Annotated in this window: 20 protein-coding genes; 12 read left to right on the top strand and 8 right to left on the bottom strand. The window is 65.0% G+C overall.

Annotated elements, in window-relative coordinates; all coding sequences use genetic code 11:
* Positions 1-173 precede the first annotated feature (173 nt).
* The 3 genes from ACTRWB_RS04160 to ACTRWB_RS04150 form a co-directional block, all read right to left on the bottom strand.
* Positions 174-1,055 carry a hypothetical protein gene (locus tag ACTRWB_RS04160; protein WP_446901038.1) on the bottom strand — a complete coding sequence of 294 codons (882 nt, stop codon included), beginning with the start codon at positions 1,053-1,055 and terminating at the stop codon, positions 174-176.
* Positions 1,056-1,136: 81 nt separating this feature from the next.
* Positions 1,137-1,469, bottom strand: a complete 333-nt coding sequence (locus tag ACTRWB_RS04155; protein WP_446901037.1) for a DUF2322 family protein — start codon at positions 1,467-1,469, stop codon at positions 1,137-1,139.
* Positions 1,470-1,697: 228 nt separating this feature from the next.
* Positions 1,698-2,507 (bottom strand): MBL fold metallo-hydrolase, encoded by an 810-nt coding sequence (locus ACTRWB_RS04150; RefSeq protein ID WP_446901036.1) that lies wholly within the window; start codon positions 2,505-2,507, stop codon positions 1,698-1,700.
* A 383-nt stretch (positions 2,508-2,890) separates the two neighbouring features.
* Here ACTRWB_RS04150 and ACTRWB_RS04145 point away from each other — a divergent pair, with 383 nt between their 5' ends.
* Entirely contained in the window at positions 2,891-3,496 is a 606-nt protein-coding gene (locus ACTRWB_RS04145; protein ID WP_446901035.1) for a helix-turn-helix domain-containing protein, read from the top strand.
* 174 nt (positions 3,497-3,670) lie between these two features.
* On the opposite strand, the gene ACTRWB_RS04140 is transcribed toward ACTRWB_RS04145, so the two are convergent.
* Together ACTRWB_RS04140 and ACTRWB_RS04135 are read right to left on the bottom strand one after the other, a co-directional pair.
* Entirely contained in the window at positions 3,671-4,057 is a 387-nt protein-coding gene (locus ACTRWB_RS04140; protein ID WP_419688076.1) for a RidA family protein, read from the bottom strand.
* Positions 4,058-4,448: 391 nt separating this feature from the next.
* The gene (locus ACTRWB_RS04135) at positions 4,449-5,150 is read right to left on the bottom strand and encodes a flavin reductase family protein (protein WP_446901034.1); all 702 of its coding nucleotides are present in this window, start codon (positions 5,148-5,150) and stop codon (positions 4,449-4,451) included.
* A gap of 284 nt (positions 5,151-5,434) precedes the next feature.
* Here ACTRWB_RS04135 and ACTRWB_RS04130 point away from each other — a divergent pair, with 284 nt between their 5' ends.
* Together ACTRWB_RS04130 and ACTRWB_RS04125 are read left to right on the top strand one after the other, a co-directional pair.
* Positions 5,435-5,761 (top strand): thioredoxin family protein, encoded by a 327-nt coding sequence (locus ACTRWB_RS04130; RefSeq protein ID WP_129516333.1) that lies wholly within the window; start codon positions 5,435-5,437, stop codon positions 5,759-5,761.
* Positions 5,762-5,771: 10 nt separating this feature from the next.
* Positions 5,772-6,191 (top strand): secondary thiamine-phosphate synthase enzyme YjbQ, encoded by a 420-nt coding sequence (locus ACTRWB_RS04125; protein ID WP_129516334.1) that lies wholly within the window; start codon positions 5,772-5,774, stop codon positions 6,189-6,191.
* Positions 6,192-6,211: 20 nt separating this feature from the next.
* Here ACTRWB_RS04125 and atsR read toward each other — a convergent pair whose 3' ends face one another.
* The 3 genes from atsR to ACTRWB_RS04110 are packed head-to-tail and all read right to left on the bottom strand — an operon-like array spanning position 6,212 to position 9,450.
* Positions 6,212-8,023, bottom strand: a complete 1,812-nt coding sequence (gene atsR / locus ACTRWB_RS04120) for a hybrid sensor histidine kinase/response regulator AtsR (RefSeq protein ID WP_446901033.1) — start codon at positions 8,021-8,023, stop codon at positions 6,212-6,214.
* Between the two features lies 1 nt (position 8,024).
* Positions 8,025-8,528, bottom strand: coding sequence for a molybdopterin-dependent oxidoreductase (locus tag ACTRWB_RS04115; RefSeq protein WP_446901032.1), 504 nt, complete (start codon positions 8,526-8,528; stop codon positions 8,025-8,027).
* Positions 8,529-8,577: 49 nt separating this feature from the next.
* Positions 8,578-9,450, bottom strand: a complete 873-nt coding sequence (locus ACTRWB_RS04110) for a response regulator (protein WP_446901031.1) — start codon at positions 9,448-9,450, stop codon at positions 8,578-8,580.
* A 358-nt stretch (positions 9,451-9,808) separates the two neighbouring features.
* Here ACTRWB_RS04110 and ACTRWB_RS04105 point away from each other — a divergent pair, with 358 nt between their 5' ends.
* The 9 genes from ACTRWB_RS04105 to ACTRWB_RS04065 all read left to right on the top strand — a co-directional run bounded on the left by ACTRWB_RS04105 (position 9,809) and on the right by ACTRWB_RS04065 (position 22,632).
* Entirely contained in the window at positions 9,809-10,399 is a 591-nt protein-coding gene (locus ACTRWB_RS04105) for a tetratricopeptide repeat protein (protein WP_446901030.1), read from the top strand.
* Positions 10,400-10,516: 117 nt separating this feature from the next.
* Positions 10,517-11,344, top strand: coding sequence for a hypothetical protein (locus ACTRWB_RS04100; RefSeq protein ID WP_446901029.1), 828 nt, complete (start codon positions 10,517-10,519; stop codon positions 11,342-11,344).
* A 115-nt stretch (positions 11,345-11,459) separates the two neighbouring features.
* On the top strand, positions 11,460-12,464 hold the full coding sequence (locus ACTRWB_RS04095) for a hypothetical protein (protein WP_446901028.1): 1,005 nt from the start codon (positions 11,460-11,462) through the stop codon (positions 12,462-12,464).
* A 364-nt stretch (positions 12,465-12,828) separates the two neighbouring features.
* The gene (locus ACTRWB_RS04090; protein WP_446901027.1) at positions 12,829-15,891 is read left to right on the top strand and encodes an ATP-binding response regulator; all 3,063 of its coding nucleotides are present in this window, start codon (positions 12,829-12,831) and stop codon (positions 15,889-15,891) included.
* Between the two features lie 130 nt (positions 15,892-16,021).
* Positions 16,022-16,189 (top strand): hypothetical protein, encoded by a 168-nt coding sequence (locus ACTRWB_RS04085; RefSeq protein WP_446901026.1) that lies wholly within the window; start codon positions 16,022-16,024, stop codon positions 16,187-16,189.
* Positions 16,190-16,597: 408 nt separating this feature from the next.
* Positions 16,598-17,272: a response regulator gene (locus ACTRWB_RS04080; RefSeq protein WP_446901025.1), complete on the top strand. Its 675-nt coding sequence runs from the start codon at positions 16,598-16,600 to the stop codon at positions 17,270-17,272.
* A gap of 173 nt (positions 17,273-17,445) precedes the next feature.
* Positions 17,446-20,523: an ATP-binding protein gene (locus tag ACTRWB_RS04075; protein WP_446901024.1), complete on the top strand. Its 3,078-nt coding sequence runs from the start codon at positions 17,446-17,448 to the stop codon at positions 20,521-20,523.
* Between the two features lie 745 nt (positions 20,524-21,268).
* Positions 21,269-21,862 carry a fimbrial protein gene (locus ACTRWB_RS04070; protein WP_446901023.1) on the top strand — a complete coding sequence of 198 codons (594 nt, stop codon included), beginning with the start codon at positions 21,269-21,271 and terminating at the stop codon, positions 21,860-21,862.
* A gap of 53 nt (positions 21,863-21,915) precedes the next feature.
* On the top strand, positions 21,916-22,632 hold the full coding sequence (locus tag ACTRWB_RS04065; protein ID WP_129516346.1) for a fimbrial biogenesis chaperone: 717 nt from the start codon (positions 21,916-21,918) through the stop codon (positions 22,630-22,632).
* Positions 22,633-22,703 lie beyond the last annotated feature (71 nt).

Raw genomic sequence — 22,703 nt, 5'->3', positions numbered from 1 at the left:
CAGTTTAGGAGCGCGCGCGACGCGGGTCAATTGCGCGAATGGGCGATGATCCGGCGCTCAGGCAGCGCCGGGCGTCGACGCATGCGTCCCGCCTCAGGCACGACGATGCGGCCCGCGGCAGACTCAACGGCGCGCGCAGGTGCTGCGTCATGCGCGCACGGCCGGAGCACATGTCACGGCTTGCGGCAGGCGACCTGATAGTCGATCACGGTGTTATCGGACGGTTTGTCCGGCTCGCCGCCGACTGTCGTCACGCCGAGCACGCCGGCCGCGTTCCGGTATCGCAGCGCGCAATAGCCCATGCCGGTGCCCGAACAGGCTTCGGCTTCGATGATGCCGTGCTTCGCGAGTGTTGCCGCGCCGTCCGTCGCGTCCGGCTTTTCACGCGGACGCAGCGGCTGCCAGCCATGCGCAATCAGGACCTTGCGCGCCGCGTCGAGCGGCTTGCCGTAGACGTTGGGCACGACCGTGCGGCCGCGGCAGTACGTATGTTCGGCGGCGACGCGGGTCAGGCGCAGGCCGCCGTTCTCTTCGTGCAACTCGCCGACCGGCGGCGCCGGGCCGTCGCCGCCCCAGATCAGCAGCGCGCCGTTTTCCAGTGAATCGGCCGAACCGAGCTGCCAGTCTGCCGCGCGCGAGGTATAGCCGAGCGCGACGAGCGTCGTGCCGTCGTACACGCCGATGTTGCCGTTGCGTGCGAAACAGATCGCACTCGTGCCGGGCTTGAATCCGCTCGCGAACGTGACGACCGTGTAGCGGCCGAGCGGCGCCTCGGACGTCACGATCCAGCCGAGCTTCGCGACGTCGCGGCCGGCCGCCGTGGTCAGCTTTTTCACGCGGTATTGCGCGCAGAAATCGTCGAGCGAGCCGTTCTCCGGCGAGCGCGGCAGCGCAGAGAGCGGCACCAGCGATGCGCCGGCGATGTCGGATGCCGTATGCAGCGGTTCGGCCGATGCCGTGCCGCCGAGTGCGGCGCAGGCAACGGCCGCGATCGAAGCGTAAGCAGCGTGCGACGCAAGTCGGCGGGCAAACGGCAGGGCAAGGAAGCGCGACACGCGGGCGGTCTCCGGGGAAAGCGGTACGGACGCGATGATCGCGGGTTTCCGCGCGCGCGTCAGGGGCGTGTCGCCGGCGACTCAGCCCTTCGCGACGACGTCGATGCGCAGCGCTTCGCCGCCGGCGACGATCGCCAGCAGACGATCGACGTTCGGATGCGCGCCCGGACGGTTGCGCGCGTCGGCCGTATGTTCGCCGAACACGGCGAGGCCGTGCTCGGCGGCTTTCGCGTCGAGCGTGCCGAATGCGTGCTGCAGGTAGTTGTACACCGCGAGCGAGCCTTGCTTGCCCGGCTGGTTCTCGATGGTCGCGACCACGTCGCCGTTCGTGCCGACGAGATCGATGCGCGCGATGCCGTCGATGGCCGGCAGTTGCGCGAGGTTGTCCTTGAATACTGGGGTCGGTTGAATCACTGAAAACACTCCGTCGGTTCGGTCAGGGGCCAAAGTGCGTGGCCGGCCGTATCTTATCCGATCGGCCTCGGCGCACCGGCCGGCCGCGCCGCGCTGTACGCCGGGCAGCAACCCCTGCGATTCGTACCGGCGGATGGTGTGGCTGCTGCGTCCCGTCGCGTGTGCGATCTCGCCGAACAGCAACGTGAGTGACTGCTCGCTTGCGCTACGTATGGCGCAATACGAGTCTCACTCCCCGCCGAGGGGATGAAAGGCAAAACTGCCACCGCTGGTCGTTACGCTCCCGATGCCGGGGAAATCCAGATGGGCGCCCGCCACGAAATAATTCGGCCGGGCCGCACGCTCCAACAGCGCCAATCGTGTATCGCGAGCCTTCGACTGGTTGCTGTCGTACTCCCACGAAATTTCGGGACGCCCGAACTGCACCGATGGAACGTGAATAATGTCCCCCCAAACCAATAGATGTCCCGTACTGCTTGCAACTTCGTACGCCGTGTGCCCGGGAGAATGCCCGGTCGCGCGAACCGCGGTTATTCGGTCACTCACGGAGAAATTGTCCGTAACCGGGGTGACACGATCCCGCAGTCGGGCCAACCGGCCGGTAAATGCCGAGATTTCTTCCGGACCCGCGAGGATTCTCGTCGCCTTCGGAAACGCGTCGGAGCCGTCCGGCGCAATCAGCCCGTTCACATGATCCTCATGGGTATGCGTCAGCAAAACGTCCGTGATGCTGGCTCTATCGATTCCGGCCTCAGCGACCGCGTCCACCAGTGCTCCCATCGTGGAATACCACGTGTTCGACGCCCCGGTGTCGACGAGGATGGCGCGCTCACCATCGATGATGAGGAACGCATTGACCGACAGTCGCAATTGGTTGTCGACCAATTGCGTCCCGACTGGCGGTTTGTCGAACGTGCCCCCATCGACGCGTCGAAGCCTCGTGGCGGGCATGTCCACGTATCCGTCTCGGAGCGCAACGATCTTGAGATCGCCAAACTGAAAGGACGCAAAGTTCTGCCCCTTTGCAATCAACTTCATGGCGTTCGTGTCCATATTCGATGACCCTCGAAATCGGATAACCATTCGTTATTGAGTAGAAGTGTATCTACCATGGGAGACTGGAGCAAGGGCAGCGCTCAGCCATCACAACCGCATGTCCCAAGTGGCCGTTCCACCGCTTTCCAGCCCGCGCATGCCTGACCGCCTGCTCAGCAGGATGAGCTTTTCAGCACCTATCGATTCGAATTGAATGCGACCCGTGCGCCCGACATCACGCCCGGCGTGATCACTGGCAGCGTCGCGCGATCTCGATGCCGTGGGCGCATATCAGCGGAAGCAGCGATCTTCGAGGCTCGACTGCTTCTTCTATGGTGGATGATAATATCCGTTTGTTGATTCGACTCACCACCGGAAAGGGACACATGCCGCAGGGACAAGACACCGATTCGAGCGCATCGGACGAGAACGACTCGCTCTCGCGCGCCTTTGGAGGCCGTGTCCGCGGATTGCGGGAAGCGGCCGGTCTGACTTTGGAGCAACTGTCCCAACTTTCCGGAGTCAGCCGCGCAATGCTCTCCAAAGTCGAACGCGGGGAGAAGAGCCCGACGATCGGCATCGCAACGAGAATTGCGCACAGCCTTCAGGCGTCGCTGACGGAGTTGGTCGGGGGAAATCAGCCCGAAGACAATACGGTGGTGATGCGCAAGGCGGCACGTCCGATCTTTCGCGACCCCGAAACGGGTTTTGAACGGCACATCGTTTCACCGGCGACAGGCGCCGGCCGCGTAGAGCTCGTCTATCACTATCTTCCCCCCGGCGTTTCGACTGGATGGCTTCCGGCCTACCCGTCCGGATCGGAGAAACAGATCGTCGTGACGATCGGGAATCTCGTTGTGGAGTTCAGAGCCAGGAAGGAATATCTGGGGCCCGGCGACTCGATCTTCTTCCAGGCTGACGTCGAGCTCTCTTTCGTCAATCAGACGGCGGAGCCGTGCGGCTATTTCATGGTCATTTCTCGCCGCGCCTAGTCGGGCCTGCTTTCAAAATCGCATCGATATCGTTGTGACTGGTCGTTTGGGGCAACGGAAGCGGCGTGCCGTAGCGGATCAAGGCGGTGGGGACGTCTGCTCGGGCCGAGCGCTTGTTCAAGCGGCGAACACACATCAAAGGATGTTCGCCGCTCGATCGGAGATGAAATTGCGTCAGCGGGCCGCGACTGCCTGAATCTCCACCAGGAGATGGGGTTCAGCCAATCCGGCAACGATGACCATCGTGGTAGCGGCAGCGTGCCCCGCAAATCGCCGCTCGCGCTCCTTGCGGAAGAACGGCACAAGGTCCGGGCTCGTGATAAAGCCGTCGACCTTGACCAGATCCTTCGCGGTCATCCCGGCATCGGCCAGCACCGCCAGGAGGTTATCCCAGGCCAGCTCGGTTTGCTTCTCCGGGTCGTCCGGAACGACACCATCCGGCGTGATGCCCACTTGTCCGGAAACATACAGCCAGCGTGCGTCACCGGACGCCGAGGCGCCTTGGCTGTAGCAGGAAAACGGCGGCGCAATGCTGGCCGGATTGTGCAACGTGATGCTCATGGCAGGCTCCTTCGAAGATCCGGTTGAATAGAAACAACAGATCGGCGCCGACAGTTCACTTTTATCGTTCGTGTCGGCACCGGTCGATGACGCAGAAATTCAATACGCACTGCAAAATATCGTGTGGCAACCCGCGGATGGCTTGTGTCCGATCTCCTCGGACGTTCCCGCTTGTCTACGGTCGGCAGTTCGGGAAGATTCCCCTGGCGCCACACTTGAAGCAATCGGAGATTAAATCTCCTATAGAAGAATGTCAATGCGCAAATCCAACTTTGCGCGTCACCAATCGGCGGTCCCAAGTTAGTCACACAACGCGGTCCGGCGCCTCTCCCTCTTGTCCGAAAGCCGAATGAACTGCATGTGCCGCATCGGGCGCGACCAGTGCGCTTCACTACCGCCCGGCGTCGACCGCCACGCCCGCCTCGCGTGAGCGCTCGATGTCGGGGCTGCGATACGCGCGCTCGGGAATCTCGGCGAGCCGCGACGGGTGTACCTGCTGCGGCGCGAGGCCATAGAACTTCTGGAAACTCATAATCAGCGGCGACCACTTGTCCGGATCGATGCGGTCCGGATACCCGTCCATCAGCAGGTCGGGATGCACGTGCACGCGCTGGATGCGCAGTTCGAACACGCGGATGTAGCCGCGCAGGTCGGGCGCTTCTTCACCGATCCCGTGCGTGGCCGCGACGACCGCTTCCATGTGCACCGGGCATTCGAGCGCACGCGGTGGCGCGACGGTTTGCGACGCCGCTTCAGTGAGCCCGGCCGTACCGAACTTGTCGGGTTCGAACACATAACCTTTCGCGCGCTTCCCGTCGGGCACCGGATACGTGCCGGTCGTTCGCGCGATCCGGTCGACCGCATGCGCCTGCGCCGGCGACGGCAGGTTCAGCACGCATTCGCCGGTACGCATCAGGTTGCGGGTGGTCTGCGAACTGGCGGCGATGCCGATCACGCCGCGCCAGCCGAGCCAGAACGCGGACGAGATGGGTGCGAGATTGGCCGTGCCGTCCTCGTTCAGCGTGCTGACCAGCACGACGGGCGTGCCGAAATAGAGGATGTTCGGTTCGGTGACGCGATGCGGAGCATTCATGATCGGAGCCTTCGTTGACGGGATCAGTCTGCATGCTGATCCCGTCGCGGCGGCACGGCGCTCCGAATCTTGTCGTGTCATTCCGGCGGGGGCGGCGCGATGGAGGAACGGGCATGGCGCGCGATGCGCAGGCGGCGCCACGAAGGCCGCGGGCCATTTCGACGGCCGGTTTCCGCGCCCGCGCGCGCCGGCAGCGCGCGGGCTTTTCCGCTACAGTAGGACAGCGCGGACGGCACCCACCGACCCTGCGCGGTCACGTTCCGGAATTCCACATGAGGGCCCCGATGCACACTCCGCAACGCTATTCCGAAGACGCGCCGACGCGCGCTGAAGTCGACGCACTGGCCGGCACCACCGTCATCGAATTCGGCACGAACTGGTGCGGGATCTGCGCGGGCGCGCAACCCGCGATCGTCGCGTCGTTCGCCGCGCATCCCGCCGTGCGGCACCTGAAGATCGAGGACGGCCCGGGCCGCCCGCTCGGCCGTTCATTCCGCGTGAAGCTGTGGCCGACGCTGGTGTTCCTGCGCGATGGCGTTGAAGTCGCGCGCGTCGTGCGTCCCGCCGACGCGAAGCAGATCGAAGCCGACGGCTTCGCCGCGCTCGCCTGACACTACGGCCATGCAACAAGCCATCACGCACATCGGTGTCGACGCACGCGGCAGCGGCCTCGTCGAGTTCACGTCGCAAGTGCGCGCGTTCGTCGACCAGCAGTCGATCCGCACGGGCCTGCTCACCGTGTTCTGCCGCCATACGTCGGCGTCGCTGCTGATCCAGGAGAACGCGGATCCGTCGGTGCGGCGCGATCTCGAACGCTACTTCGCGACGCTCGCGCCCGAGGACGACACGCGCTACGAACACGACACCGAAGGCGCCGACGACATGCCGGCACATCTGCGCACGGCGCTCACGCAGGTGCAGCTGTCGATCCCGGTCGAGCACGGGCGCATGGTGCTCGGCACCTGGCAGGGGATCTACCTGTTCGAGCATCGTCGCGCGGCGCACCGGCGCGACATCGTGCTGCATCTGATCGGAGAGTGAACGGCGAGTGAGCGGCGCGCTCAACCGAGCAGCTTCTCGACGAGCGTGCCGAGTTCGCGCAGGTGGACGGGTTTGGGCAGGAATTCGTCGAACACCTGCTTGTTCTCGCGCAGCGCGGCCGATTCATACGCGCTGACGCCGAGGATCGCCGGATGCCGGCCGTCTTCGTCGGGTTCCGCGACCGCGCGCATGCGCCGCGCGACTTCGAAGCCGCTCAGGTCCGGCAGTTCGAGATCGAGCACCACGATGTCGTAGCGGCCCGTGCCGAAGCGCGCGACGCCTTCCTGGCCGGTGCCGCACAGGTCGGCGTCGATGCCGAGCGCCGACAACATCGCGCCGAGTGTTTCGCGCGCGTTGTCGTTGTCGTCGACCACCAGCGCGCGCCGGTCGCGGTGCGCGGCAGCGTGCGGCAGCGCGTGCACGTCACCGGTTGCTTCGTCCGTATCGGGCGCCTCGGCCGGCAGCGTCACGACGAATTCGCTGCCTTCGCCGACGACGCTGCGAACATCCACATGCCCGCGCAGCGTTGTCACGATTTCGCGCACGACGGCGAGCCCCATGCCGATCCCGTCCACATGCAGGCCGACCGCGTCGTTCGCGCGGTAGAACGGCTCGAAGATCTTCGACAGATGCTGTTTCGCGATACCGGCGCCCGTGTCGCGCACGGCGATGGTCAGCTGCTGGCCGGCCGGCGCGTCGGCGAGCGTGATCGATACCTTGATCGACCCGCCGAGCGTGTACTTGACGGAATTCTCGATCAGGTTCGACAGCACCTGTCGCAACAGCTTGCGGTCCGAACGGATCGCGAGATCGTGCGGCTCGACCTGCTGCGTGATCGCGATCCGCTTGGCCGCGATCTTCTTGCGCAGCGGCTCGATCACTTCGATCAGCAGCGACGCCATGCCGACCGTTTCCAGTTCGGCGAGGCGCTTCGTCGAGCGCAGCTTGATGTAGTCGGTCAGATCCTTGACGAGCGCTTCGAGCGACAACGCGGAATTCTGCAGCCGCCGGATCGTCTTCAGGTTCGCGTCGGACTGCGGGCGCGCCAGCAGGATCTCGATCGACCCGCAGATTGCCTGGAGCGGCGTGCGCAGCTCGTGGCTGACCATCCCGAGGAACGCGTTCTTTGCCTCGATCATCTCGAACGCGCGGTCGGACGCCTTGCGTTCCGCGTCGAGCGCCGCGTCCTGCCGTTCAAGCAGGTCGTCGCGCGTGCGCATCGTATAGAACAGCAGCAGGAACAGCGCGCACAGAATCACGCCGAGCACGCTGCCGAGGATCAGGATCGCCCGCTGCTTTTCCTTCAGCTGATGGAACGTGAAATCGCGCTGCGCCATCTCGATCGCGCGGAAGTAGTTCGCGAGGCCGTTGACCTTCGGCCAGTACGCGTTGACGTCGTCGATCACGTGCTGCGCATCCTTCGGCTTGTCGCGCAGCAACGGTACGTCATGCTTCAGGCGCGCCATGAATTCGCCTAGCGCGTCGATCTCGTTGCGCGCGCGCGGGATGCGCAGCCAGTATTCGGACACCTCGGACGGTCGCTGCAGGAACCCGAACGACACCGACAGGCTGTCGAGCTGCATCTGCACGTGGTCGAAGTCGTCGTCCTCGTGCGTCGCGTAGAGGATCAGTTGCCGGTCGAACCGCGTATAGACGTTCCGGTATTGCGCGGCGGTCCAGAACACGCCTTCGCGCGGCCCTTCGAGCACGCCCTCGTTGACCGAGGTCGCCAGCAGGTCCCACAGCAGGAACGCCCATGCGGCGAATCCCATGATCCACAGCGACCCGAGGACCAGGATGATTTTTCTGTTTTTCCACCGCCGGCGTTTCATTTCACTTTACGGTCAGGCCGATGATCTGCCACGCGAACTTCGCTTCGCCGAGCGGCGTCTTCAGCTCGTCGGGATACTGGTCGCGCGGATACATGATCCACAGCGGGCCGTAGTTGTCGTTGCCGAGCACCTTGCCGTTCATCGTCCGCGCGAGGATCACGCCGTACCGGTCGGCATCGGATACCGGAATCGTGAACGTGTATTCGTCGATGCAGCGGAATTCGATCTGCGTGCCGTGCGCGCCGACGGTCTTCAGAATGTCGGACAGGCGCGGGCCGGTGAAGGTCGCTTTCGGTGTCCAGCTCGTCGACGTGACGATCGTATGCTGCGGCAGCGCCATCAGCGCCTGCTCGGAAAACACGTAGACCTTCTTGGCCTGCTGGTTGCTCTTGTCGATCTTGCCGTCGACCGTGAACGTAAACGACGAAGCGGCCCATGTCGCGGCAGCCAACCCGAGCAGGCAGGCCGTCAGCAGGCTCTTGGTCCAGATGGTCGAAATTCGCATGTCTTTCCCTCGGTCATATAGTTGTTGGTTGTTGGTGGTCGCTCCGGCCTCAGCTCGCGATGGCCGCAGCCGGCAGCGTGATCTTCAGTTCGCGCGCCACTTCGGCGAACAGGATCGGCAGGCGCACCGGCTTTTCTTCGCAGCGCGCGTTGTAGTGCGACACGATGTGCGCGATCTCGTCCTCGCTCGCTTCGCCGGTCGAGATCTTGCCGGTCAGCAGGAAGATCGGCGCGCCACTGTTCTCGCTCGAACGGATGCCGCGCACGAGTTCGGCGGCGGTCTGGTCGCCGAGCATCCAGTCGAGGATGTAGCCGTCGAAATCCTCGACCTCCAGCGCCTTGCGGAACGTCGCGCCGTCGAAGTACGGGATCGCGTTCACGCCTTTTTCGATGAAATATTCACATACCGTTTCGGCGACGTCCTGCGAATCGTCCACCACGGCGATCCGCGCCGCATACACGTTCGGCTGGGTCGAGCGCAGCTCGACGACGTCGACCGGATACGTGCGGCCCTCGCGCGCATGTTGACGTTCTGTAACGATCCATTCGCCTTGCCACTGCAGCGCGACGAAATCCGTTTCGATCTGGCTGCTGGCTTTCGCCGAGATCGCGGCCCGGCAGCGGAAGCGCCGCGACTCGATGACGAGCGTCGCGTCGATCATCTCGACCGCGGCCGGCTGCGTGCCCTTGTCGTCGAGCAGGATCGCGGGCGGCACGCTGAAGTGCGTCGCGATGTCCTGCAACTGCGACAGGTTCCACGGGATCAGGCCTTTCATCTTGCGCGTGACGACCGAGAAACTGAGGCCCAGCACATTCGCGATCGTCGTGTTGTGACTTCGCGGCGGAATGCCGTTCCGGTTCAGGAGGTCGCGCACCTTGTTGGCGGTGATGAGGTCGACGTTGGCCTGCTCGCTGTTGGACATCTCGATGGGGTCTCCAGGGGTTTTGGGCGAGGAAGAGCATATCAAAAGTGACGCGTCATGCAAGCTTTGAAAAAGCGAATGACCTTGACATGCCATTTTTCTTCATTATTATTGCTCACCACGTCACCTTTGTTTGTCGCGTCATGTTTTGAGATCGATACCGGCGATAACCGGTCGAGCGAAAAGCGACGGCAATGAAGCAGTGACTGAACGATTCGAAGAGAGAACCTGAGAGAGCCTTGGATAGCGTGTCGGCGTCGGCGGATTGTATCCGCTGCGCCGCGCGCAGCCGGGTGCGAGCTCACGGGGGTGAAAGCTCGAAGAATTGCGGCGCAAATAAAACTTGAGGAAAGTACCAATGTACCGCCGTTTACTCGCACCGGGGCTGCTGTTGCTGCTGCTGGCCGCGTGCGCGCAGGATCCGTCCGTGACGAGCAACACGGTGCGAATCTGCGATGACACAGGCTGTTCCGATCGTCCCAAAGATCAGGTCTCCTACCAAAAGAAGGACGATGCGGAAGACCGGGAAGAGCCGCGCATCGTTGCGCTGAAACAAGCCGCGAAGACCCAGCCGAAGGCCGCGTACGACCTCGGCCTGCGTTATTTCCGCGGCGACGGCGTGCGCCAGGACAGCTACCAGGCACTCAAGTGGATGCGCGACGCAGCCGAGCGCGGCGACCTGCAGGCGCAGAAGGCGCTCGGCAGTTTCTACCTGTTCGGTCTCGAGGAAATGGGCTCGGATCCGCGCGAAGCGGACAAGTGGCTGTCGATCGCGGCGGGCCGCGGCGACAAGGAATCGAAGAAGCTGCTCGAGCTCGCGCGCAAAGCCAAGAAGGAAGACGAAGAAGACTGGAAATGGCGCACGCAATGGCGTGACGTCTATTACGGCTACTGGTACTCGGGCTATCCGTACTACGGCGTCTGGAATCAGACGTACTGGTACTACTGACCGGGCTGGAAGCAACGGGGCGGCAGCGGGGAGACCACCATCGCGCCAAGCCCGGGGGGCTTACGAAGTTCGCACGGACACATAAGCCGAACAACGACTCTATCGAACGATAACGACATGAAGACCATCCTTTCCCATCGTCTCACTCAAGGTGCGCTGGTCGCAGCGCTTTGCGCCTCCGTCGCGGGCTGCGGCGGCGTGGTGACGCCCGGCGGCCAGAACGCCGGCGTGACGGGCGCGGCAGCAGGCGGCACGAGCGCCGGCGCCGATTCGGGGCTGCAGCGCTGCGCGTCGCCGCTCGGCACGATCGCCGTCGACGACGGCCGTAACGCCGACTGGTGGGGCCCGTTCGGTAGCGCGACCAAGATGACGACCATCGATCCGCTGCTGCGCCTGGCCGTGCAGCAATCGAACTGCTTCGTGATCACGTCGATCGGCAACCAGAAGAGCGACGCGCGCCTGTCGCGCATCACGCAGCTACAGCGCAACTCGGGCGAATACCGCGCGGGCTCGAAGCAGCAGAAGGGCCAGCGTGTCGCGGCCGACTACTACATGGAACCGCAGATCGTCATCAACGATTCGCCGATCGGTGGCATCGGCAGCATGATCGGCGGGCTGATCGGCAACGGCGCGGTGGCGGCGGTGGCCGGCCATCTGCAGACGAAGGCATCGGTCGTCACGCTGACGCTGTTCGACGTGCGCTCCGCGGTGCAGATCGCGGCGTCGGAAGGCAGCTCGACGGCGACCAACTACGGCGCGGCGCTCGGTGGTTTCGGCGGCGGCGTGGGCGGCGCCCTTGCCGGCTTCTCGACGACGCCGGAAGGCAAGGCGACCGTCGTCGCGTTCATCGACGCGTACAACAAGATGGTCGTCGCACTACGCAGCTACAAGGCGCAGGACGTCAAGGGCGGTCTCGGTCGCGGTGGCCAACTCCAGGTCAACTGACGTTCGCGGGCCGGCGGTGTGCCGCCGGCCAATTCCTGATTCCCGACGGTCCGTGCGCGCGGCGTGATCCGCGCGTTCCGGCTTCGCTCGTCCTTTACGTTTCGAGGTGATCCCGATGAAAGTCGCTGCATTGATCGCATTGACCTGTCTGGCGCTGACCGCTTGCGGCGGCGACGACGCTTCCTCGCCCGCAGCGTCCGGCGGCGGATCGGGCACGAGTAATAACGGCGGAACCGGTGGCACGGGGTCGGGCGGTACCGGAACCGGCGGCAGCGGCGGTTCGGGCGGCAGTACACTGACGCTGCGCTACGACGCACAGCCGACCGCGGCGGATCAGGCGAGCTTCCTGACGCTGCTCAACAGCGAAGGCGCGAAGGGCTACCGCTATCTCGGCGACTACTTCTACAACGCATCCAGCGGCGGGTCGCGCTCGATCTTCGTGAGTGACGGCACCGTGCAGACGTACACGTACCAACTGCAGGCGACGCCGGCCGACATGCCGGGTTTCGTCAGCCAGGCCAACACACAGGGCGCAAGCGGCTACCGCTACGAAGGGCCGCTCACGTACGGCTATCTCTATCGCAAGGACGGCGGCTCGTCGGCCACCTACACGTACACGACGACAGGCTTGCCGGCCGACCCGAACGCGTTCCTCACGCAGGCGAACGGCCAGGGCCAGTCGGGCTACTGGTTCCTGGGCCCGATGGCGGTCGGATCGGTGCAGGCGAACGTGTACATGAAGAACAACGCGTCGAGCGCGACCTATACGTACGATGCGCTGGTGCCGACGACGACCGTCAGCGATTTCATCGCGCAAGCCAACAGCGAAGGCGCAAAGGGCTATCGCGCGAAGGGCGGGATGCTGTTCGGCAGCACGATCTCGTGGGTCTACGTGAAGGACCAGACGCAGTCGCCGACCTTCACGTATCAATCGGCCACGATCCAGTCGACCGGCGCCGCGTTCGTCCAGCAGTCGAACACGTACGGCGCGCAGGGCTCCGCGTATCTGAGCGATCTCGCGCTCGGCACAACCAGCCCGGTGATGGCGTCGTTCTATTTCAAGCCGACGAACTGCACGGGCTTCCTGTGCACGACGCTCAACCCGCTTACGCAGAACTGAACCGGCCGTCGTTCGCCGGTTGTCCATGTGCCTCGCCGCTTGCGCGGCGTCTCCGCGGGGGCCCGCCGCTTTCGGGCTCGCCCCCGCTTTTTTCCTCATTCCTTCCCCTCCCGGCCGCGCGTCGCATGTTTCGACGCACGGCTGGGACGCGTCCTGTTGCGGCCCTTTACGGCATCGAATCTAGGTCAAGTTCTAAATATCGATTCAATGACACTTGACGTGTACGAAACGGTTCACTCGGGGTGGACGCTCGTACACGCGTTTGGCATCGTCGGAATTCATTCCATCTTTTCCATGGTGAGTTCCGGCGAGGGCTTGCGATCCGAATCGGCATTGTTCGAGGTCGCGGCCGCCGCCGCGCGTCATGCCGCAGAGTTCGCTTCAATCCCTCCGCCGCTATCTGAGCATTTCGGTGTTCGGTGGCGGCATTGTCGTTACGGTCCTGGTCCTGATCGCGTGCGGTCTCGGGATGGTGGCGATCGTCTCGGGCCATGTCGAGGGCGAACGACGCAACTACCTGAATGGGCTGGAGCAGACGCTTAACGAGATCCAGGTGAGCGAGACGTCGTTCCGCAACGGCGTCGCTAATGCGCAGCTGATCTGGCGCGAGGCCAATAGCGCACCCGCATCGGCTGTCGATGCATTCTTCCGCGACGACCAACGCGTCGCGCTCCGGCCGCATCCGTCGCTCGTGCTCGGCGTGCCCGGGCAAACCGGCGACCGCGCCGAGGTGGCGCGCTACCTGTCGCTGTCGGTGCTGTTGTCGCGCATCTGCGCGGCGAGCTCGATCAATCGCGGACGCACGCTGGAGGGCTACCACTACAGCACGCGCACGGGCATGTTCGGGCTGGTGCCGAATCGGAACCGCGACGATCCCGCGCTGGTATCACCCGACGCTCGCGCACGCGTGCTGGACGCGCTGCGCATCGATTTCGAGCGCGCGTATCCGGGTGTCGTCGATGCCCGTCCGCACGTGCGATGGCTGGCGCCGTTCACCGATCCCGTATCGGGGCAGCCACGTATCCGGATCGCGGCCGAGGCGCACGACAACGGTAAAACGTTCGCGGTGCTCGCGACCGAATACCCGCCCGAGTACCTGTTGTCGTGGCTGGCCGACTATCGTCCCGAAGGCGCGTTCACCATCACGACGGCCGATGGCCGGCTCGTCGCGATGGATCCCGCCGTGGGTGACGCCGGTCGCGCGGCGCGCCTGCTGGAGCTGGCTCCGTGGCGGGGCGGCGCGTCGTCGGGCTCGCCGGTGTTCCGCGACGGTTTCCTGCTGTTTCACGGCAAGCTCGAATCGACGGGCTGGACGCTCTCGTACGCGTTGTCGTGGGCCGACATCGCGACCGGCGTCGCGCGTTCGGCCGGCACGCTGGTGGTGGCGACGCTGCTGACGCTCGCGGTCATGTGGGGGTTGCTGCTGCGCTTTTACCGGCGCGAGTTCGCGCCGCTCTACGCGCGCTCGCAGCGCGTGTTCGACAGCGAGGCGCTGTGCCGCAGCGTGATCGAGATGGCGCCGATCGGGCTCGGGCTGATCGCGCGCGACGACGGGCATTTCCTGCTCGCGAGCCCCGCATTGACGGACATGGTCGCGCGGCTCGGCGGCGATTATCACGCATTGTCGAACCAGGTGGCTGCCGCGTGGCAGGCGCATGTCGCGAGCGGCGACGCGAGCGGCGTGCTGCACGACGATCTGCTGCTCGGCGGCGACGAGGCCGCGCACCTGCATTTCGAATTCATTGCGTGCGGCGCGCGCTATCAGGGCGCGGACGTGCTGATCGCCGCGGTCGCCGACACGACCGCGAAGCGGCAGCTCACGCAGCGCCTCGAAGAGGCCGTGCGCGCAGCCGATTCAGCCAACGCCGCGAAATCGTCGTTCCTCGCGGCGACGAGCCACGAGATCCGCACGCCGCTGAACGTGATCCTCGGCAACCTCGAACTGCTCGAGCGCTCGGCGCTCGATGCGGTCCAGCACGGCCGGGTCGGCACGCTGCGCACGTCGGCGACGAGCCTGCTCGCGCTCGTCAACGACATTCTCGATTTCTCGAAGATCGAGGCCGGTGCGATGCGGGTCGAGTCGATCGAGTTCGACGTGATCGCGACAGTCGCGCGCGAGTTGAGCGCATTCGCACCGATCGCGAAGGCGAAGGGCGTGCAACTGTTCTGCGAGGTCGACGCCTGCAGCACGCAGCGGATGCGCGGCGATCCGACGCGGCTCGCCCAAGTACTCGGCAACCTGCTGAACAACGCGATCAAGTTTACGGATGCGGGCCGCGTGACCGTGCGTTGCGCCGTTGTCGCCGGCGGTCACGATGGGCCGGCGTTGTCGATCGCGGTCGAGGATACCGGGATCGGCATTGCCGCCGAGGATCGGCACAAGCTGTTCAAGGCGTTCTCGCAGGTGGATACGTCGATCATGCGGCGTTATGGCGGCACAGGGCTCGGGCTTGCGCTGTGCGACCGGCTCGTCGCGGCGATGGGCGGCCGCATCGAGGTCACGAGCGAGCCGGGCATCGGTAGTTGCTTCACGATGCGTGTGCCGCTCGGCACGGACATCGCCGCGCGCGGCCGGCTGCACGGTGCACAAGCCTGTGTGCTGACGCTCGTTGCCGCGCAGCCCGAGTGGCGCGAATTTGTGTTGCCGCATCTGCGTGCGTGGGGATTCGACGTCGACGTGTATGACAGTCCGTCGCGCCTGTCGGGCGAACTGGCGGGCCCGGTCGTGTTGGTCGGCGATCCCGACACCTGGTCGCACGTGGAACTGGGCAGCCTGCGCGGCTGTGCGCCGCTGATTCTGGCGACGCGCGACGGCCCGCTCGAACCGCACCGCGCGGGCGGTACGGTGCGCGTATCGAGTTATTCGCTCGGCGGTCTGCGCGCCGCGCTGACGTGCATGGAATCGTGTCCCCGCGATAGTGCGATCGCCCCTTCATCTGCCGCCGAGCCGTCGCACGTCGATATCCGGGGCCGGCGGCGCACTGCGCCCGTGTGGCTGCAGCCGTTCGTCGCCCGTGCATTGCGCGTGCTGGTCGCCCGCGACGAAGCCGTCGACGGATCCATTTTCCGCGAGCAACTGCATGCGCTCGGCTGCACGGTGACCGAGGTCGGGTCCGGGCGCGCGGCGCTCGAATCGCTGGCCGGCGGAGGCTGGGACGTGCTGCTGATCGGTGGCGACCTGCCCGATCTACCCGCGCACGAACTGGCCGATGCCGCGCGCGGCCGCGCCGCGGCGTGCGACGTGCTGGTCGTCACGTCGTACATGACACCCGAAGGCATGCGCCATTGCATCGCGGCTGGCGTGCGGCGCGTGCTGACGAAACCCGTGACGCTCGCGCACCTGCGCGGCGCGCTCGCGCCCGCGTGGCAGCGGTGCGACGCGGCAAGCAGGACGGCCGATCGTGAGGCGGCATTGCATGGCAGGTAACCGGCAACAGTGAATTCAGCAACGCATGTCCGAGATAACAAAGGCAGGGGACCGACGTCTGTAACGCGGCGGATTTCAAATCACACCGGAGGGGAAGGCCGTGCGTCACTTGGGGAAGATATTCGCGCTGTTGATCGAATTCGCGACACTGTCCGAAAAATCACGGAGGGAGTTTCTGACGATGATGAACGAGTATCTGCTGATGTCGCCGGCCCAGCGGCGGCGCGCGATCAACGAATGGAAAATGCATCAGGAAGGCAGCCAGCATGACGAACGTCGCGAGTCGGCGAACCGGTAGCGCGTGATGTAGGGCAGACGTGCATCGGGATCACGCCGCGCTTGCCCGTCGCGCTGCCCGGCGTACGATACGCGGGTAAGATCGATCGATTCGGGCCCGATCGCCAGCGCCGCCGTCGCCGTGTACGGTGCGGGCCGCACGGCGGATGTCCACGGCACCCGGATTCGATTCGGCCGCTGCGCGAGCCGCGAGAGGGCGGGGCCGAAGCGCGCCTGCCCATTGGCGCGCAAGATGCGCGGCGCGTGGACGGTCGCGCCCGACCGCTAAACGAAGCCGGATTTATCTTAAAATTAAGTCATTGTCGTCCGGTGAGCCGAACGCGGCTGACTATCGGCCGACAACGCGAGCGCGCGCCTGTCGCGGCGCGCGCCGGATGCGTGAACGAAAGCCTCGGGGAGAAACTGGTACATGGACGAATTCTCAGTGCGCGTGATGGTGGCGGACGATCATCCGGCATCGGCGCTCGGGATGTCGCAGGCGCTGCAAGGCAACAGCACGATCAAGCTCGCGGGCGCCGTTTCGAACTCGACGGATCTGGTTGCGGCGCTCGACGCGCAACCGAGCGATGTGCTCGTGCTCGATTACGTGATGCCCGGCGGCAAGTACGGCGACGGTCTCGTGCTGCTGTCGTTCCTGCAGCGTCGTTACCCCGCGCTGCGTATCGTGACGATCACGATGATCGACAATCCGAGCGTGCTGCGCGCCATTCACAAGCAGGGCGTGCACTGCATCCTGAGCAAGTCGGATGCGTTGTCGCACCTGATCGGCGCCGTGCATGCGGCCTACGTCGGCGCGAACTACATGTCGCCGTTCGTCAAGCAGCTGCTGCAGGACGGTGATTCCGTGCCCGTCGCGCGTGCGCTGACCACCCGGGAGATCGAGGTGGTCCGGCTCTTTGGCGCGGGCTATACGGTGGGCGAGATCGCCACGCAGCTGCATCGCAGCAAGCAGACCATCAGTTCCCAGAAGTCGAGCGCGATGAAGAAGCTGGGGATCGTTCGCGACGCGGACCTGATCCGGTATGCGGACGAAGGCGACGTGCAGGATCCGTCCGCTCCGGGCGCACCCGCCGCGCGTGATTGACCTGCACACACGGCTCGGTAAGGGCCACGGGCAGGCGCGCCGTGAGGGCGGCGCGGTGCCGCAATGTTCCTGCGCGCAGGTTCGATGCGTGACGGTTGCGCCCACGGCAAGCTGCCGCCGGCACGGGCGAATACCGGCTCACGTTCGACAACAGTGAAACCACGGCGAATCGTATGCCCGACAAACTGAAAAGGCTGGCCGCGCAGGCCGCCGCCGTGGGCGGCAAGCCGTTCGACCCGGTCCGGGTCCGGCGCCAGCAGCACGCGCTGCTGTACGGCGGCGGCGTGGCGATCACCGCGTTCATCGTGCTGTGCGCGATCCTGGTCGTCCGGCTCGCCGTTGGCGACTACGTTGCCCAGATGCGCTCGTCGTTCCTGCGGGACGCGGCGCAACTACACGGCGAATTGCAGGTGACGAAGGTGTTGCTTGGACGATTCGCCGACAACATGACCGCGGCCAACAGCAACCCCGAAGTCGTGCCGCCGTCCGATCTGCAAGCGCTGATCGATAACGGCGGCAGACTGGATTGGCCGAACCCGTACGGGAAGTCGAGGGTCGTCGGGTTTGCCGATATCACGCCGGGGCATTCGCCTGCTGCGTATCTGCGCTATATCGGCGCGCTCTACCGGATGGGCCACGCCGTGGCCACGCCGTCGCCGGTTTCGATTGCACTGAGTTTCTCGGCTTACCTGATCGGCGTGAACGACGATTATCTGGTGTTGTTCGGCGCCGAACTGGCTGAGCGGGCTCCCGCGCGGCTGGCCCCGTCCGATCTGCAAGCGCTGGCGCGACGCCTTGAACCGGCGGGTGCCGATGACCGCGTCGTCATCGAGACGCGCGACGATCCGTTGCTTGGCAGGCCCGTGACCCGGATCGCGCAACGGCTGCGCAACGCGAACGGCGAGCCGTTCGCATGGCTTGTCTTCAACGGGCGTCCCGAACTCGACCGGATCATGGCGCCGCAGGCTCCGGACGAAGAGAAAGTGCTCGTCGACACGAGCGGGCATATCGTGATGGGGCGGACGCATGACAGCGGCGTCGTCGCGCGAATGCTCGATCGCGTGCTGAATCGGGATCGTGCGCCAGCCCTCCCGCATCGCATCGGCGGCCGCTTCGTGCTGGGGGATCGCCTGCCTGGGGCCGACCTCGTGCTGATCAAGAGCGTTTCGTGGCAGAGCGTGGCGATTGCCAATGCCACGCGTATCGGCATCACGTGCGTCTTGGCGCTGTTCGGCATCGCGGTGTTGTGGACCGCGATCGTGATGTTCGACCGGCGCGCGCTGCGTCCTGCCAATCGGCGCGCGGTACGACTGATCGAAAGCGAGGCGCTGAATCGCACGCTGATTCGCACGGCGCCGGCCGGCCTCGCGCTGCTGTCGCTCGCCGACGGCGACGCGATCGTGCGCAACGATGCGATGGCTGCCTACGACAAGGCCGTGTCGGGGTCGCCGCTCGGCAAACGACTGTGGCAGGTTTATCGCGACGAGGTGCGCGTCGACGATGGCGCGCACGGGCTCGTCACGCATGAATTCGCGATCGAGCGAGCGGAGCACGGCACCGCGTATCTCGACGCTCACATGGTGCGTGCCAAGTACCGCGGCATCGACGTGTTGCTGTGCACGCTGATCGACATCACCGCGCGCAAGGAAGTGGAGGAGACGCTCCGTGAAGCGCGCGTGGCCGCCGAGGACGCGAACAAGGCCAAATCGACGTTCCTCGCGACGATGAGTCACGAGATCCGCACGCCGCTCAACGCGATCATCGGCAATCTCGAACTGATGGCGCGCGCGTCGCTGCCGTCGGCGGAGCAGCGGCGATTGAATACGGTTGCGTCGTCGTCGGATGCGTTGCTGCGCGTGATCAACGACGTGCTCGACCTGTCGAAGGCCGAGTCGAACCAGATGGTGCTCGAAAGCATCCCGTTCGATCTGCGTCGCATGCTGGACGACGTGACCGCGATGTTCCGGCCGCTCGCAGACGAGAAGAACCTGGCACTTGCTTGTCGCGTGGCCCCGGATCTGGCCGACGGCTACGTCGGCGATCCGACCCGGCTGCGTCAACTGGTGTCGAACCTCGTCAGCAATGCGATCAAGTTCACGAAGCGCGGCGGCGTGACGGTCGAAGCGCGACCCGCGCCGGCCGGCACGGCTGGGCCGCGTGTCGAGATCGTCGTTCGCGATACGGGTATCGGTATTCCCGAAGACAGCATGTCGACGCTGTTCGACGTTTATATCCAGACCGACGCATCGGTGTATCGCCGCTTCGGCGGCACGGGGCTCGGGTTGCCGCTGTGCAAGCGCATCGTCACGCTGATGGGCGGCGAACTGAACGTCGAAAGTCGCCTCGGCGAAGGCACGACATTTACAGCCGCGTTGCCGCTGCCCGATGCCGCGCCCGGGTGGCGTATCGACGTGCCGGAACTGCCGGCGTTCGCGGATGCGGTGCGCGGGTACGGATCGGCATCCGAAGCGGATGACGTGCTTCGCGCGACGGCGGGTTCCGAAGCGGGCACGCTGGCCTGGGACGACGACGAGGAGTCGCTGCGTGTGCTCGTCGCCGAGGATCATCCGGCGAGTCGCGCATTGCTGCGCGACCAGCTCGATGCGCTGCATTACGACGCCACGATCGTTTGCAACGGCGTGGAAGCGATGCGCGCGTTTTTCGAGCATCCGTTCGACGTCGTGCTGACGGATCTCGGCATGCCGGAACTCGACGGGTTTGCGCTGGCGAATTTCCTGCGGGAGCAGGGGACGACGGTGCCGGTGATCGCGATGACCGCGCACGCGACCGATGAGGATCGCCGGCGCTGTGAGCGGGCGGGGGCGGTGGAGGTCGTGTTGAAGCCGTTGTCGATCACGACGCTTGAAGCGGTATTGCGCAGGCATGGCGGGCGGCGGGGTGTGGCGAGCGGTGATGCACATGCGCCGGTGCATGGCGGGCCGCCAGTCGTGACCGACGAGATGCGGCAGACGTTACACGCGGCGACGCTGCATTCGCTGGCGGTGATCGGAAGCGCGCTGGCGGCCGGCGAGATCGATCTGATAAGGATCGAATTGCACTCGATGCGTGGCGGCTTTGCGCTGGCAGGCGACACCGAGGCGAGTGACGTGTGCGCGCGTGCCGAACGGACCGTGACCGAAGACGGCATCGAAACGATGAAGGCGGAATGGCAGGCGTTCGACGCGCGGATCGAATGCGCGCTGGCGCGGCTGTCCGGAAGTGGGTCGTGCGGCTCGCCGGAGCCGATCTGATTTACGACGGAGTGTGACGCGGCGTGGGCGCGCCACGATCGTCGATCCGCGGGCCCGTCGCGTGGCGTATTGCTCGAACAACGACAAAGCGCAGTGCCGGAGAGCCGAGATTTGACTGTTCGGTCGAGGCGTTTCGGCGCGTGACCCGTTTCACAGCCGCGCGGGTCGACTTCACCTTTTCACGGCTGTTCTGAAATCTTCGAACGTCGACCGCCGTGCATTCCGGCATCGCTCGTTGCCCGTCGGGTGCTTGCGCGCCCCATTTCCTTCCCTGAACTCGACACGCATGAACGCGTGATTGCGCACATCTGCGCGATGTGTCAGATGCCGACGCGTGCGCGGATGTCAGTTTCCGGCGTTACGCCGAACGGAACTCGCCGTGCGCCTTGCCGCTTCACTCCTTCTGTTGTCTTCCGATAACCGCCGCCATTGACCGTGAGGTGATCGCCATTCCCGATGCCCGGGCTTGCGTGATGCGCGTGGACGGGAACCTCGTCACCCGGTGCGATCAGGGGTTCAAGAGAGTAGTTAGGATGACTTGGCAATAAGTGGGGCCGGCTTGCCGAAAAGACGAGATTCGTACTCGTACTATTTGTTTGAAGCCGAATATAAAAATCGTCCTATTTCTCGCTTTGAGAGATTTCTTGAAAATATTGTCAGTGGAAATGATCTTCCACGCGGCGAATGCGGGTTTAAACCTTGCATTCATTATCGCAATAATCCTTTAAAACTGAGCGAAACCGAAATGAAAAAGATTGCAATGATGATGTCGGCTGCCGGCCTCGCATTCGCGGCGATGAGCGCTGCCCATGCTGCGGATGGCACGATCAACTTCACGGGCGAGATCGTCGCTGCGTCGTGCGGCATCACGGGCGGCAACGGCACGTCGGTGACCGGCGGCAAGGGTGACCAGTCGATCGACGTCAAGATGGGCAAGGTCAGCGTGGACGCGCTGGGCAGCACCGCCGGCGGCGGTATCGCGGCCGGTACGGCGATCAACCTCAATCTCGATTGCGGTGCGACCGGCAAGGGCCTGAACACGGTCAAGGTGCGTTTCGACCCGGCCAGCGGTTCGGGCGTGGACAGCAACAACAACAAGCTGCTGAAGACCACCGGCACGGCCAAGGGCGTGGGCATCGGTATCTACAACACCGATGGCTCGCTGCTGAACCTGAACGCCAACGAAACGTTCGACGCACCGCTGGTCCAGGGCGGCACGCCCGAAGCGCCGACCTACACGGCCGACCTGGCGCTGCGCGCCGGCTACGTGAAGGCTGGTAACGACGTCGAGGCCGGTACCGCCAACGGCACGCTGCCGTTCACGCTGACCTACGAGTAATCCACCTCCGGGCGGGGGAGTGCCCTCGCCCGATCAACAAGATCCCATTCGACATGAAACGATTCCACTTTGCTGGGCTGGCCCTGGCCGGCTCGCTGTTGTTGTCTTCGGGCGCTTCGCTCGCTGGCGTCACGCTCGACGGAACCCGCGTCGTGCTGGCCGCGCCGAGCAAGGAGGCGTCGATTCTGGTCCGCAACCGCGCGCCGGCCGACGTGATGATCCAGTCGTGGATGGACGCGAGCGACGGGAAGGCGGATGTGCCGTTCGCGATCACGCCGGCGCTCAACCGCCTCGGCGCGGAGAAGCAGCAGACACTGCGCGTCCTCTACTACGGTCAGGGCCTGCCCGCCGATCGCGAGTCGGTGTTCTGGCTCAACGTGCAGGAGATCCCGCAGAAAGCCAAGGGCGACAACACGCTTCAAATTGCCGTGCGTCAGCGCATCAAGTTCTTCTACCGGCCCGCCGGCCTGCCCGGCAAGGTCGAGGAGGCGCCCGCGCAACTCCGCTGGAAGCTCGTGCAACGCGACGGTCGCACGCAGCTCGAAGTCAGCAATCCGTCGGCTTACTTCGTGTCGCTGGCATCGATCAACGTGCGTAGCGGCGGCCGGGACTATGCCGCGGCCGCCGAGATGGTGCCGCCGTCCGCCACCCGCCATTTTGCCGTGAAGGATTTGCCGGCTGGCGCCGCCGCAGCGGGCGTCAAGGTTCACTTCGAATCGATCAACGACTACGGCGCAGTCGAACCGCACGACGGTACCACCGCTGGTTGACGCGACCAGCTCGACACATCGCATTCCTCTTCATCTTCATTTTCCCCGGGCCGGTGCCGCGGGGCGGGGCA

This window comes from Burkholderia sp. YIM B11467 (assembly GCF_052952715.1).
Note: the sequence above shows the minus strand (reverse complement) of the source record. Positions and strands in the feature narration are given on the sequence as shown.